Here is a 13928-nt window from a genome sequence, read left to right on the forward strand (position 1 = left end):
TAAAGGCTGGTAATTGGAATTGTGTAGGGTGGCGTGCGCCTGAGCCTGGACAGCAGCTCAGACGCACGCCTGTTGTGACCAACCGCATGAATAATTCGAAGCACTGTGATACCGCTGAATTCTGTGCTCCAATGGTTGTTATTGTGTTTTTTGTTACAAGTCGAACTCAATACTTAATAATGGAGCGTGTTGCTGAGCACCATAAACATCATTATCACCGACGTTGCCGGAAATAATATCGCGCGGCATGACGATTTTTACGGCATTCGCCGGATCGAACCACACGATATTGTGAATGAAGTCAGGTTCAACATTATATAAACTGGCAATGAGCTGCGGCGTTAATTGCTCGCAGGCTTTTACCCGCTGATAGTCTTCCCTGGTTTTAAATAAAATATCTAAAACCAGTTCGTACGGTCCGGCGTTTTTGGAGCGAATAACCTGCGCCAGTGAACAAATTGAGTGTTTCATGCCTGAACTCCTTCTGGCGTCACCTGTTCAATGTGGAAATCAAATCGCAGCGCATCGCTCGCTTCAATCAGGTGATAGATCGAGAACTCATACACCGGTCCACTTTGAATATCAGATGGCGAGAACGGGAAGGCGAGGTTGCCCGCAGTCGCAATGCGATTTTCATAGCCGTAGTGCAGCAGGGTAGAGCGTACCAGCGAGCAAACGCTGTTGGCGATATCCTGCGTCGGCGCAACGACATCCAGTAAAATCCCCAGCTCATGACCGGCGGTTTTCATCGGTTCATGGTTGCCCATCACACCGTTCTTACCATACAGGTGGAACGTCATGCGGATACTGTCGTCATTCAGTGAGAGGTTACGCGCCACACTTGCTTGTACCTCTTCGAGAATGGTGTCAATCCCGGCAATCATAATTGGGTCGCGCGTTCCGGCGATGGTCAGGCAACGGAAGCCAACCTGACGCGCGCCTTCCAGTTTCAACGCATACGGTGTTTCTTCATGACGTGAACCACTGACATACACTTCGCCCTCGTTAACCTGGGTAAAGGTGCACGCTTTCAGGTTCAGCACGCCGCCTGGTCCTGGCAGGAAGTACGGATCGGACTTCTCATACAGGGTGTGCGCCGCAGCGGAAGTTTCAGTGAACTTACGCTTGGGATTGAACGCCTTCAGCGTAAAGCCGTTGTCATCAATGATCCCCATCGCACAATCTGAGCCGGAGCCAGGGGTGGCGGCAATGGCAGCACACTCAAGGATCTTCCCGCAATGAAGTGCCAGACCTTCATCAAAGCCCTGCATTATTGGCAGCGCGGCGAAGCAGGCCGGATCGTAGGCACGTCCGCCCAGAACCACCTGCGCGCCAGCTTCGAGTGCACGCTGAAAAGGCTCGACGCCCATCTGCGCGACAATGTAGGTGCTCTCTTCAATTGCATCGTGAGTCAGTTCAGGCACAAAATCGAGCGCGGTGATTTTGCCGTTATCCAGCGCCTGATGAACGATTTCTTTGTCGACATCAGACGGGATTAACGCCATTGAGAAGGACAGTTTTTCTTCCTGTGCGATCTCATGGATTATCTGGCGACACCACTCCAGATGCGGAGCTGCGCCAGAACCACCGGCCGTGCCGATCACTACCGGGATGTTGTTCTTCACGCCTGCCACGATCATATAGCGCAGATCGCGTTTCACACCGGCCCGGTCGGTAAAGGGTTTACCCGCCCCCAGATAGTGGGGGCCTGGATCGGAGGAACCTGCGTCAACAGCAATAAGATCCGGTGACTCTTCCATGGCTTTACGAAAACTTTCTTCCGGGAAGCCATAACCCAGGATAGCCGTAGGCGATAAGATCTTAAATGTGCGTGCCATCTCTTAATCCTTAGTTTGCAACAGCGCGATGGTGCGGTTCATTTCGTTAAACACGATGTTGAGACCTTCATCGAAACCCATACCCGGCTTGATCAGCATGCGCATTGGACGCGCAGCCAGCGCGACGTGTACGCAGGTACGCGCACTGATTTCCGTTTCGTTACAGGTACCGCCCTGATAGGCTTCCATTCCGTGTTTGTTGCAATACAGCACCGCATCGACGATGTTGTGAATACCGCCCAGATCCGGGGTCTTGATCTGCACCATGTGGCAACTGCCCGCGTCGGTGAAGTCCACGATATCCTGATAGGTGTTACACCATTCATCCGCAACAATTTTCACGCCGGAACCCAGACGGGTGAGCTCCTGAGTGATCTCGGTGAGCATGCGGATCTGATCCGGCTTGTTACCGGCATCTACCGGGCCTTCAATGTACAGCGGCAGGCCTTGAGCTTCGGCTTCCAGGCTGGCGATGTATTCGGCGCAACGCACCGGATCCATATCGAAGATCAGACCGATGGTGCCGTAGACATCAATATGCAGCGTCGGGTGATAGGTTTCGTTGGTGCGCAGGCTCAGGATGCGGTTAGACAACCAGCGGACGTACTCACGCAGTTTTTCGCCTTTGAAGCCCAGCTTCTCTTCTACGTTATTGATCAGCGCATGCGGCAGGACGTCCACACCTTTGAGGATCATCTTGTCGACGGCGATATAACGGTCGTCGCCGCTCTGGCCAAATAATGGAATGGCTTCCGGGACGCACGGCAGTTGCCATTCATCACAAACCACTTCTGCTTTCAGACGACCGGTAGCCAGTGCCGCCGCGTCGAGCAGCGCCTGAGACAGACCATAACGTACGGCGGTATGCAGCAGATGGCCGTCAATACGCAGTTCGTCAAAGAAACGGGCGTTGGTCAGGAACGAATCAACGTCGCGGCCTTCCAGCAGCGGTTTGATGTGATCGTTAAGGAACGGAATGAAGTTTTCAGCCAGGAACAGCGGATCGCGTCCACCTGCACCTGAATATTGCACCGCTGCACAATCGCCCACCGCTACCGCGCCGTTTTCCAGAATCAGCTGTACGGATACGCATTCACCCGCCTGACGAACAGATGTAAATCCAGGCGTTACCGGAGCGCCGGTATAGATAAACCCGTCATGACCGGCGCCGTTTTTGATGGCCTGCTGATCGTCAAAATAAAATGAGGAGTAGCCAGCTGTGAAAAGGGCCTGTTTAATTTTCATTATGGTCTTCCTATTAATTTACTGTGGGATACGGCGTTGATGTCATCAATGACCATCTGGAAAGAAGGCTTGCGGCCTTCGAAATGCGCGCGCTCTGCGACGTAGTCGTGGTGCAGGGCAAGAATGTCTTTCGGCAGCGGAACGGCACCGGCTTCGAGAATACGGATTGCGCCTGTGTTATCGCGAACAGGCAGGATCTTACCGGCGTTACAGGCGGCAGGCGCGAAAGGTACATCCAGTACGCCTGCTTCAAAGGCCAGCACCGTACCGCGCGCAATGTCGCCATTGCCCAGTTCGAAGACTTTCTTCAGCACCGCGCGGACTTCGCTCTTAATCAGATCAACTTCCTGCTCCACGGCAGCGCACTGCGGGAATTTCTGGTCGCTGACCATGTTGAGCATCTGGCGTGAAGCTTTCAGACCCTGGGCGTTCGCTGCCGCCGTTGGGATACCGAACGCTTCGTGCGGGCTTTTGGTGATCACTTTGGTGGCACCTGACATACCGGCAACCGCTGCGCCCCAGGCGATAACGGAGAAGGCTTTTGCTTCATCTTCCGGGAATCCGCCCATCCACTGGTGGAAAACGGTACTCAGTTCGTAATCGTCAAAGCCGTGGTTATGGAAATATTCGTGGGAAAGTTCGCGCAGCGCCTGAATCGCTGCAATATCCTGCGTTAGGCTACCGACCTGGCCGTAGCCAACGGTAATTGACTTGACGCCTTGTTCCAGAGCCAACAGACCTTCGATAATCGCCACCGAGTGGGACATAAACGGCGGGATCAGGGTGCCGGTCAGTGGGCCAAACGGTTCACGGTTGATACGAATACCGTTCTCTTCGTACAGGCCCATCAGGCGGTCGCAGTACTGCCAGTCGCGGATGGATTTTTCCAGAGTGACACGTTTAGCGTAAGGAATGTTGTAGGAGATGCCGCCGCCTTCGTAGCTGGTAAAGCCACTGGCCATGGCGATTTCTGCCAGCAGGCGCGCATCCGGCGTGCCGTGACGAACCTGGATCGGTTTTTCCAGTGCTTCAGTCATACGACGGCAGGCAGCAACCCCGTGATTGACGACCGGTAAACCATTCAGCTTGGAAGTACCTGCTTCGATAGATTTCTGGATCCCGACAGCGGCTTCTTCATAGCGGTTCAGACGGGTATAGGCATCGATAGTACTCGGCAGGAGGTCGCACTCTTCCTGCAATGTTTTGAGCAGTGCAATATGCTCATCCATTAATGCTACGCCTGCGCGCGGCTGGCTCAGGGTTTTCCCTTCCTGATCGGCCTTCAGCAGAGCAAGGGAGAAGCGCTTTTTATCCGGAATTGATTGCTGGTACTTCACGCCATCTTCGAAGTTCTCAACGTCTTTGCCGGTTTCCCAGGTTTGTAATACCTGATGCCTTTCGGTCATGAATTCGTCATGGGTCAATTTTTTATTTCGAAGTTCCATTCGTAGCTGCCTTAAGTTTTATAGGGTTAAACACTGAATGCTGGTGCGAGCAGCGGCTTGCGGGTACAGCCTGGCGACGTTTGCCAGTAGCGGGAGCAGGCCATTTGAATCGCGGTAATACTCAAACTGATTCGGTAACAAAATTCTTTTACCCTGGTCGTCCAGCTCCCGGTATTTGAGCCAGCTATGGATATCGAACTGGCTGGCGCGAGAGAGCCATCCCCCTGAACCGACGACTTTGCGTACGGTGGTGAGATCGCGACCCATCTGTAAATCCACGTTACCCACGCAGGTGCAAACCTGCTTTTTAGTGCCCGCGTGGCGCTCAGCGGCATAGCCCACGCACAAACCTGCCAGCAGGGTGTCGAAATATTTCTCCTCCTCGCTGAGCGGCAGGTAATCCGGTTGCCCAACCAGATGACGCAGGTAGCGGTAAAACGCTTCCTCGCGCTGCGGTTGTTGGGCGAAGATGACTTTCACCATATCCTGCGTACTTTCTCCCACCACGACGGCGGAAACGCGCATTCCCAGGTCGCCTTCAACGGTACGTTTGACGAACGGTTCAGGAACACCATGCAGGACGGTATCGGGGGAGAGGGTATTCGCGCTGGCCGAATAGACATCCGTGGTGGCTCCGCCCATATCAATCAGCATGAATTCCTTCCATGCGCTGTCGTAATCGCTAATGGCTTTGACTAACTCATATACCGTCCATGGCGTCGGCATTGGCTCTTCGCCGGTTTCGCCGACGATGACGTCCAGACCTTTACCTTTGACAATGCGTGACAAGAACACATCGCAAATCGCCTGGCGCGCGGCAAACGGATTCGGGTGATCGAGGTCAGGCAGAATGTTGTCTACCGTGGTCAGATCTTTATGTCCCAGAATCGTTTGTATTTCGTCCTGAATGTCCCGGTTTCCGGCGTAGATAATGGCGCAATCAAGCGTTGAGCCTGCCAGCGCATGCGCATTCGCCAGGCCGTAGCTTTCTTCGCCACCGTCTGTACCGCCGGTAAACAACAGAATATCTGGCGGTGATGATTCCAGTTCCTGGATGTCATGCCGGTTCAGTTTGTACGAATAATATTGCGCGATTTTCGCTCCTGCCGAATGGGCGGTAACTTTTGCTGATTCCAGCGTAATGGAAGGCACCAGCCCCATTGCTGCAACAGCGAGCCCACCCTTGGCCGAGGAGGAGTATTTCAACTGCACTTCACCACTTTTCAGTAACGGGCGAGCATCGGCAACGTTCAGCACCTGATTCAGGCTGGCAAAAAAACCGTCTGCCAGATGATGTGTGGTGGTTGGGGTCAGGACATGGTTTACCAGGGTTAATTCCTCGCCTTCATGGGCGAAGAGGGCAGCCTTGGTCCATGTCGAGCCGATATCGACAGAAACTGTTTGCATCAGATAGCCTCTTCCAGGCAACGCTGCTCGAGGCCATTGTGTTGGCGAATATCATTGGTGATAAGCGCGCAGACATCTTCCAGGTCGTGGCTCGGTGCGAAGACGCGGTTAAAACCCATCTCCTTAAACTTCACTTCCACATCGCCGAAGTCATGTTTACCAACTACCAGGTTGCCACCGACGTACAGCAGAATGTCGCCGAGGCCGCGTTCGATGCAGCGCTCACGTAACCCGAGGCAGTCAATGTCGCCATGACCGTAGATAGAGGACACCACGATGGCATCGGCGCCTGTTTCAATCGCGGCATCAATATATTCATCCTGGCTCACCATCACCCCGAGGTTGATTACGTGAAAATCATGAGCAGTAAAAACGCGATCCAGAACTTTATTACCTACTGCATGGCAGTCAGCACCGATGACGCCAATAACAAGTGTAGATTTCTTCATGGGTAATCCTCTGTAGGGCTGATGGTCAATAAGTGAAAATTATTTTCTAATATTTAGAACATGGTTTGTGACAACCTCTTAATAGGGTCGGAGTTTCTGTGTAAGCGGAAAAGGAAGCAATTGATCTATTTTCAAAATATCCTGCGCAAAATGATTGTTATATTTTTTATTAATAAAAATCCTTGTTTATCAGGTAGTTGAATGTTGTTTTTGCGGGTTTTTTTAATTTACCAGGAAAATGAAGAATAAATGACTTGCCATGTTTGTGATCGAAATCTTATTTTGTTGTGCGCCTCATTTATGCGTCATTTTTTATAATTTAAAAAATTACCTTTACTAAATAACTTGTGAGCGGGATAACGGTTTTTTATTGTTTAATCTTATATGACATAATTATATTTTGTTAAATTTAAGATAAAAATGATAATGAATTGTTTGTGGCATATTTAAACGTTGCCACATAAGAGAAAAAGAGAAGTGAGTGATAACTTTCAGTGATGCTTTAAGCGAAACGCCTGCGCTGTGCTGAGGAACGTCAAACCCAATGCGTCTGTCAATGAGGGACGCTTTCGCTTCCATTTGAGATAGTTACATCTTGGTGTTAATTATAAGTAAAATTTAAATGAATAATTTGTGTGAAATAACAATTCCATGACTTGCTAAACAAAAAACTGTGAGCTACCCAGCAATAGTGACTCTTTATCTGCTGGCAATTTTGTCAGTCGGGCGGGTTAAAAGATCGTGTAGATTTAAATAAATATCCTATCATTTGTAGTAACGGCAATTACTCATTGAAAAACATACCGTTAACATGGCGTTCACTAGTCGCCTGACTGTTAAACACTATTAACATTAAATTTGAAAATTGATTTAAATCAATGTTTAAAACTTGGTAAACAGCCTCAAAAGAGGTTAAATTGCTGCAGATCAAATTGGTCTGAAAGTGATAAATTAGCTATAAATTGATCACTATCGAAAAATGCAAATTTACCTCGATAAAAACCTGTTTATTGTAAGGATTTTACGGCGTAATATAATTGCGGGATCAATTTGAGTGTTTTATTAACATGTTTGTAACCTTTCATCATTGTCCTTTCTTCAATTGAGAAGAAAGAGCAGCGGCGGAGGGAAGCAGATAAATTTGTATTGGGGCATGCGTGTGACCCTTTCTAACGGGGTTCACTCTCGGAGTCTTCATGCGATGAGCAAGGAGTCATGATGTTAGATATAGTCGAACTGTCGCGCTTACAGTTTGCCTTGACCGCGATGTACCACTTCCTGTTTGTGCCACTGACGCTAGGTATGGCGTTCTTGCTGGCCATCATGGAAACGGTCTACGTCCTTTCCGGCAAACAGATTTATAAAGATATGACCAAGTTCTGGGGCAAGTTGTTTGGTATCAACTTCGCTCTGGGTGTGGCAACCGGTCTGACCATGGAGTTCCAGTTCGGGACTAACTGGTCTTACTACTCCCACTATGTAGGGGATATTTTCGGTGCGCCGCTGGCGATCGAAGGTTTGATGGCCTTCTTCCTCGAATCCACCTTTGTAGGTCTGTTCTTCTTCGGCTGGGACCGTTTGGGTAAAGTCCAGCATATGTGCGTCACCTGGCTGGTGGCCCTGGGTTCTAACCTGTCCGCACTGTGGATTCTGGTTGCGAACGGCTGGATGCAAAACCCAATCGCCGCGGATTTCAACTTTGAAACCATGCGCATGGAGATGCTGAGCTTCTCTGAACTGGTGCTCAACCCGGTAGCACAGGTGAAATTTGTTCACACTGTGGCATCTGGTTATGTTTGTGGCGCGATGTTCGTTCTGGGGATCAGCTCCTACTATATGCTGCGCGGTCGTGACTTCGCGTTTGCTAAACGTTCTTTTGCAATCGCCGCCAGCTTTGGTATGGCTGCTATTCTGTCTGTTATCGTTCTGGGTGATGAATCCGGTTACGAAATGGGCGACGTGCAGAAAACCAAACTCGCTGCTATTGAAGCAGAATGGGAAACGCAGCCTGCACCGGCTTCCTTTACCCTGTTCGGTATTCCGGACCAGGATGCGCAGGAAAACCATTTTGCGATTCAAATTCCTTATGCGCTGGGCATCATTGCCACCCGCTCTGTTGATACACCGGTCATTGGTCTGAAAGACCTGATGGTGCAGCACGAAGAGCGCATCCGTAACGGGATGAAAGCGTATCAACTGCTGGAAGAACTGCGTGCGGGTACTACCGATCAGGCCGTTCGCGACCAGTTCAACAGCATGAAGAAAGACCTGGGTTATGGTCTGCTGCTGAAACGCTATACGGATAACGTCACCGACGCGACCGAAGCGCAAATTCAGCAGGCAACGAAAGATTCTATTCCTCGCGTTGCGCCGCTCTACTTCGCTTTCCGTATTATGGTGGCGTGCGGCATTCTGATGCTGGCAATCATCGCAGTGTCCTTCTGGACCGTGATTCGTAACCGTATCGGTGAGAAAAAATGGCTGCTGCGCACCGCGCTGTATGCGATTCCTCTACCGTGGATTGCCATTGAATCCGGTTGGTTTGTTGCAGAGTACGGCCGCCAACCGTGGGCGATTGGTGAAGTGTTACCAACAGCCGTAGCGAACTCTTCGCTGACCGCTGGCGACCTCATCTTCTCGATGCTGTTGATTTGCGGCCTGTATACCCTGTTCCTGGTGGCTGAACTGTATCTGATGTTCAAGTTCGCACGCCTTGGGCCGAGTAGCCTGAAAACCGGTCGTTATCACTACGAGCAGTCCACTGTGACTTCTCAGCCGGCACGCTAAGACAGGAGTCGTCAAATGATCGATTATGAAGTATTGCGTTTTATCTGGTGGCTGCTGGTTGGCATTCTGCTGATTGGTTTCGCGGTCACTGATGGCTTCGACATGGGGGTGGGCATGCTCACCCGTTTCCTCGGTCGTAATGATACCGAGCGTCGAATTATGATTAACTCCATCGCCCCGCACTGGGACGGTAACCAGGTTTGGCTCATCACCGCGGGTGGCGCACTGTTCGCTGCCTGGCCGATGGTGTATGCCGCTGCGTTCTCCGGTTTCTATGTGGCGATGATCCTGGTACTGGCGTCTTTGTTCTTCCGTCCGGTCGGTTTTGATTACCGCTCCAAGATTGAAGACATGCGCTGGCGCAACATGTGGGACTGGGGCATCTTCATTGGTAGCTTCGTTCCACCGCTGGTTATTGGCGTGGCGTTCGGCAACCTGCTGCAAGGGGTTCCGTTCCACGTAGACGACTACATGCGTTTGTACTACACCGGTAACTTCTTCCAGTTGCTGAATCCGTTTGGTCTGCTGGCGGGTGTCGTGAGTGTTGGGATGATCATCACCCAGGGCGCGACCTATCTGCAGATGCGTACGGTAGGTGAACTGCATCTGCGTGCGCGTACAACGTCGCAGGTTGCGGCACTGGTCACTATGGTCTGCTTCGCGCTGGCTGGTGTGTGGGTGATTTACGGTATTGACGGTTATGTTGTGACCTCAGCACTGGATCATCATGCCGCCTCTAACCCGCTGACCAAAGAAGTGGCTCGCGTGGCTGGCGCATGGATGGTGAACTTTAACAATGCACCTATCCTGTGGCTGGTTCCTGCACTGGGCGTGGTTCTGCCGCTGTTGACCATCCTGACTTCTCGTATGGAGAAAGGGGCATGGGCGTTCGTCTTCTCTTCACTGACGTTAGCCTGCATCATCCTGACGGCTGGTATCGCAATGTTCCCGTTTGTGATGCCATCCAGCACCATGATGAACGCAAGTCTGACCATGTGGGATGCAACGTCCAGCCAGCTGACGCTGAATCTGATGACGTATGTAGCTTGTGTGTTCGTTCCGATCATTCTGCTGTACACCGGCTGGTGTTACTGGAAGATGTTCGGTCGCATCACCAAAGAAGATATTGAAAGCAACACCCACTCTCTGTACTAAGTAAGGAGCTTAAAATGTGGTATTTCGCATGGATTTTGGGAACGCTTCTTGCCTGTGCATTTGGGATAATCACAGCGCTGGCGCTTGAGCACGTTGAATCAGGCAAAGCCGGACAAGAAGATAGCTGATGACCAACATTATCGCGATGCAGTATAACGCGATGGACAAGCGCCCCTTGCGGGCGCTTTCCTTTGTGCTGGCAATCGTGTTGGCTGGCTGCATATTCTGGGATCCGTCACGTTTCGCGGCCAAAACCAGTGAGCTGGAAATCTGGCATGGTCTCCTGCTGATGTGGGCGGTCTGCGCAGGCATCATTCACGGCGTTGGTTTTCGTCCTCGCGCCGTACACTGGCAGGGCATTTTCTGCCCGCTAATCGCAGATATCGTCCTGGTTGTTGGTCTGATTTTCTTCTTCTTTTGAATAAGAAACATCCTTAAATATTTATGGGCTTGCATAAGCCCATAAATTTTTACTCTCCGTTTACTTTCCCCCATTCCAAACCACCATTCCCGCGCGTATAGTAGCGAAGTTTGAAAGCATTAACCTAAGGTTGTGCCCTGGAGTTGTGTGCGGTGGCGACACTGGACCATCAGGACGCAACTTAATTGCATTACCGGGATGTAAAGTGAATACAGCGCGATATACAACGACATTCTTGAAGCATCGCGGCGGCAAGAACGCGAGTCACCAGGCGCTTACAAAGTTAAGCGACCGGTGTGAGTGGGCGAAGCCAACAAAGAGGCAGTAAGAATGAACAAGTATATGTTTCGATGGCCGGTTCGTGTCTACTATGAAGACACCGATGCCGGTGGAGTGGTTTACCACGCCAGCTACGTCGCTTTTTACGAAAGAGCACGCACAGAAATGCTGCGTCATCATCACTTCAGTCAGCAGGTCCTGTTGGCCGAACGTGTAGCCTTTGTGGTGCGCAAGATGACGCTGGAGTATTTTGCGCCTGCCCGACTCGACGATATGCTCGAAGTCCAAACCGAAATTACGTCAATGCGTGGCACCTCATTGGTTTTCACGCAACGCATTGTCAACGCAGAGAACACCGTGCTGAATGAAGCCGAAGTTCTGATTGTTTGCGTTGATCCACTCAAAATGAAGCCTCGTGCGCTTCCCAAGTCTATTGTCGCGGAGTTTAAGCAGTGACTGACATGAATATCCTTGATTTGTTCCTGAAGGCAAGCCTTCTGGTTAAACTTATCATGTTGATTTTGATTGGTTTCTCAATCGCATCCTGGGCCATTATTATCCAGCGGACCCGTATTCTTAATGCGGCTTCACGTGAAGCCGAAGCATTTGAAGACAAGTTCTGGTCCGGCATTGAATTGTCGCGCCTGTATCAGGAAAGCCAGGGGCGTCGTGATAATCTGGTGGGCTCGGAACAAATTTTCTACAGCGGATTCAAAGAGTTTGCGCGTCTGCATCGGGCGAATAGTCATGCGCCGGAAGCGGTCGTTGAGGGGGCATCCCGTGCGATGCGTATCTCGATGAACCGTGAACTGGAAACGCTGGAAACGCATATTCCATTCCTCGGCACCGTCGGCTCCATCAGCCCGTATATCGGTCTGTTCGGTACCGTTTGGGGGATCATGCACGCATTTATCGCGTTAGGCGCGGTAAAACAGGCAACGCTGCAAATGGTCGCACCGGGTATCGCGGAGGCGTTGATTGCAACGGCTATCGGTCTGTTTGCGGCAATCCCGGCGGTTATGGCTTACAACCGACTGAATCAGCGCGTGAACAAGCTGGAACTGAATTACGACAACTTTATGGAAGAGTTCACCGCGATTCTGCACCGCCAGGCGTTTACCGTTAGCGAGAGCAACAAGGGGTAAGCCATGGCCAGAACGCGTGGACGAGGTCGTCGCGAACTCAAGTCCGAAATCAATATTGTGCCGCTGCTCGACGTACTACTGGTGCTGTTGCTGATCTTTATGGCAACCGCGCCGATTATTACGCAGAGTGTGGAAGTCGACCTGCCGGATGCGACCGAATCGCAAGCTGTCAGCAGTAACGACGAACCGCCGGTCATTATTGAAGTTTCCGGGATAGGGCAATACAGCGTGGTCGTTGAGAAAGATCGTATGGATCAACTGCCGCCGGAGCAGGTTATCGCGGAAGCGAAAAGTCGCCTGCAGACCAATCCGAAAACGGTCTTTTTAATCGGTGGTGCGAAAGACGTGCCTTATGATGAAATAATTAAAGCGCTGAACTTGTTACACAGTGCAGGCGTAAAATCGGTTGGCTTGATGACGCAGCCAATCTGATGACTGCGTTTTGCTGGCTTGAAAGATAGCGCGTAACAGGCGAACAGTTTTTTGGGAACCGAGAGTGTCAAAGGCAACCGAACAAAACGACAAGCTCAAAAGGGCGATAATTATTTCAGCGGTGCTGCATGTCATTTTATTTGCAGCGCTGATCTGGAGTTCGTTCGATGAGCACATTGATGCTTCAGCCGGCGGCGGTGGCGGTTCGTCCATCGACGCCGTTATGGTCGATCCTGGCGCCGTTGTGCAACAGTACGACAGGCAGCAGCAACAGCAGGCAAGTGCTAAACGTGCAGAAGAGCAGCGTGAAAAACAGGCGCAGCAGCAAGCTGAGGAACTTCGCGAGAAGCAGGCGGCCGAGCAAGAGCGACTGAAGCAACTTGAAAAAGAACGTTTAGCCGCGCAGGAAAAAGTGCGCGAACAGGCGGAACAGCAGAAACAGGCCGAAGCCGCCGCCGCGAAAGCGCAAGAGCAACAGAAACAGGCTGAAGAAGCTGCGGCGAAGGCTGCTGCAGACGCGAAGGCCAAAGCTGATGCTCAGGCGAAACAAGCGGCAGATGCCGCGAAGAAGGCCGCTGCGGACGCACAGAAAAAAGCAGAGGCTGAAGCCGCTAAAGCCGCCGCTGATGCGAAGAAAATTGCCGAAGCACAAGCTGCTAAGGCTGCCGCAGACGCCGCGAAGAAAGCTCAGGCTGAAGCCGCTAAGCAAGCAGCAGCCGAGAAAGCTGCTGCGGAGAAAGCAGAAAAAGCCGCTGCCGCGAAAGCTGCCGCTGCTGAAAAGGCTGCGGCTGATAAGAAAGCCGCAGCGGAAAAAGCAGCAGCAGACAAAAAAGCTGCAGCCGAGAAAGCCGCTGCCGATAAGAAAGCTGCGGCGGATAAAGCGGCGGCTGCGAAAAAGGCTGCGGCCGAAAAAGCAGCTGCAGCCTCTGGCGTTGACGACTTGTTGGGCGACTTAAGCTCCGGTAAGAATGCACCGAAATCGGGTGGTGGAGCGAAAGGAAACGGTCAACCGGCGAAAGATAGTGGTACAAGTGGTGCAAATGGCGGTGCATCTGGCGCTGATATCAGTGCTTACGCATCTCAAATTCGTAATGCGATCCAGAGCCGTCTGTATGGTGCCGATTTGTATGCGGGTAAATCTTGCGTATTACATATCAAGTTAGCACCCGATGGTCTGTTACTGGATGTGACCGAAGAGGGCGGAGATCCGGCATTGTGCCAGGCTGCGCTGACGGCTGCGAAAACAGCCAGAATTCCTAAACCGCCTAGCCAGGCTGTTTATGAAAAAGTAAAAGATGCCAAGCTGGACTTCAAACTGTAATAAC

The 13928-nt window shown here is 51.4% G+C and carries 14 protein-coding genes; 8 read left to right on the forward strand and 6 right to left on the reverse strand.

What is annotated here, in order from left to right:
* Positions 1-153: 153 nt before the first annotated feature.
* The 6 genes from BZK42_RS08960 to glmS are packed head-to-tail and all read right to left on the reverse strand — an operon-like array spanning position 154 to position 6384.
* On the reverse strand, positions 154-471 hold the full coding sequence (locus BZK42_RS08960; protein ID WP_016152303.1) for a DUF4387 domain-containing protein: 318 nt from the start codon (positions 469-471) through the stop codon (positions 154-156).
* The gene (locus BZK42_RS08965; RefSeq protein ID WP_016156013.1) at positions 468-1838 is read right to left on the reverse strand and encodes an acyclic terpene utilization AtuA family protein; all 1371 of its coding nucleotides are present in this window, start codon (positions 1836-1838) and stop codon (positions 468-470) included. The genes BZK42_RS08960 and BZK42_RS08965 overlap by 4 nt, the downstream gene beginning before the upstream one ends.
* Positions 1839-1841: 3 nt before the next feature.
* Entirely contained in the window at positions 1842-3083 is a 1242-nt protein-coding gene (locus tag BZK42_RS08970; protein ID WP_016152305.1) for a methylaspartate ammonia-lyase, read from the reverse strand.
* Positions 3083-4528 carry a methylaspartate mutase subunit E gene (locus BZK42_RS08975; RefSeq protein WP_016156014.1) on the reverse strand — a complete coding sequence of 482 codons (1446 nt, stop codon included), beginning with the start codon at positions 4526-4528 and terminating at the stop codon, positions 3083-3085. The genes BZK42_RS08970 and BZK42_RS08975 overlap by 1 nt, the downstream gene beginning before the upstream one ends.
* Before the next feature lie 18 nt (positions 4529-4546).
* A complete protein-coding gene (gene glmL, locus BZK42_RS08980; protein WP_047497777.1) occupies positions 4547-5935 on the reverse strand; it encodes a methylaspartate mutase accessory protein GlmL in 1389 nt (462 codons plus the stop codon).
* Positions 5935-6384 carry a methylaspartate mutase subunit S gene (gene glmS / locus BZK42_RS08985; protein WP_016152308.1) on the reverse strand — a complete coding sequence of 150 codons (450 nt, stop codon included), beginning with the start codon at positions 6382-6384 and terminating at the stop codon, positions 5935-5937. The genes glmL and glmS overlap by 1 nt, the downstream gene beginning before the upstream one ends.
* A gap of 1218 nt (positions 6385-7602) precedes the next feature.
* On the opposite strand from glmS, the gene cydA reads away from it, so the two are divergent.
* The 8 genes from cydA to tolA all read left to right on the forward strand — a co-directional run bounded on the left by cydA (position 7603) and on the right by tolA (position 13924).
* Complete coding sequence (gene cydA / locus BZK42_RS08990) at positions 7603-9171, forward strand: cytochrome ubiquinol oxidase subunit I (protein ID WP_016152309.1); 1569 nt, start codon at positions 7603-7605, stop codon at positions 9169-9171.
* A gap of 15 nt (positions 9172-9186) precedes the next feature.
* Positions 9187-10326 carry a cytochrome d ubiquinol oxidase subunit II gene (gene cydB, locus BZK42_RS08995; RefSeq protein WP_047359469.1) on the forward strand — a complete coding sequence of 380 codons (1140 nt, stop codon included), beginning with the start codon at positions 9187-9189 and terminating at the stop codon, positions 10324-10326.
* 14 nt (positions 10327-10340) lie between these two features.
* Positions 10341-10454 carry a cytochrome bd-I oxidase subunit CydX gene (cydX, locus tag BZK42_RS09000; protein ID WP_003022970.1) on the forward strand — a complete coding sequence of 38 codons (114 nt, stop codon included), beginning with the start codon at positions 10341-10343 and terminating at the stop codon, positions 10452-10454.
* A complete protein-coding gene (ybgE, locus tag BZK42_RS09005) occupies positions 10454-10747 on the forward strand; it encodes a cyd operon protein YbgE (protein WP_016152311.1) in 294 nt (97 codons plus the stop codon). Before cydX ends, ybgE begins: the two co-directional genes overlap by 1 nt.
* A gap of 330 nt (positions 10748-11077) precedes the next feature.
* A complete protein-coding gene (gene ybgC, locus BZK42_RS09010; RefSeq protein ID WP_003831439.1) occupies positions 11078-11482 on the forward strand; it encodes a tol-pal system-associated acyl-CoA thioesterase in 405 nt (134 codons plus the stop codon).
* A complete protein-coding gene (tolQ, locus tag BZK42_RS09015; RefSeq protein ID WP_016152312.1) occupies positions 11479-12171 on the forward strand; it encodes a Tol-Pal system protein TolQ in 693 nt (230 codons plus the stop codon). Before ybgC ends, tolQ begins: the two co-directional genes overlap by 4 nt.
* A 3-nt stretch (positions 12172-12174) precedes the next feature.
* Complete coding sequence (gene tolR / locus BZK42_RS09020) at positions 12175-12603, forward strand: colicin uptake protein TolR (RefSeq protein WP_003022978.1); 429 nt, start codon at positions 12175-12177, stop codon at positions 12601-12603.
* Between the two features lie 64 nt (positions 12604-12667).
* Positions 12668-13924, forward strand: a complete 1257-nt coding sequence (gene tolA, locus BZK42_RS09025) for a cell envelope integrity protein TolA (RefSeq protein ID WP_016152313.1) — start codon at positions 12668-12670, stop codon at positions 13922-13924.
* Positions 13925-13928: the final 4 nt, after the last annotated feature.

It is taken from the genome of Citrobacter braakii (assembly GCF_002075345.1).
Lineage (GTDB): Bacteria > Pseudomonadota > Gammaproteobacteria > Enterobacterales > Enterobacteriaceae > Citrobacter > Citrobacter braakii.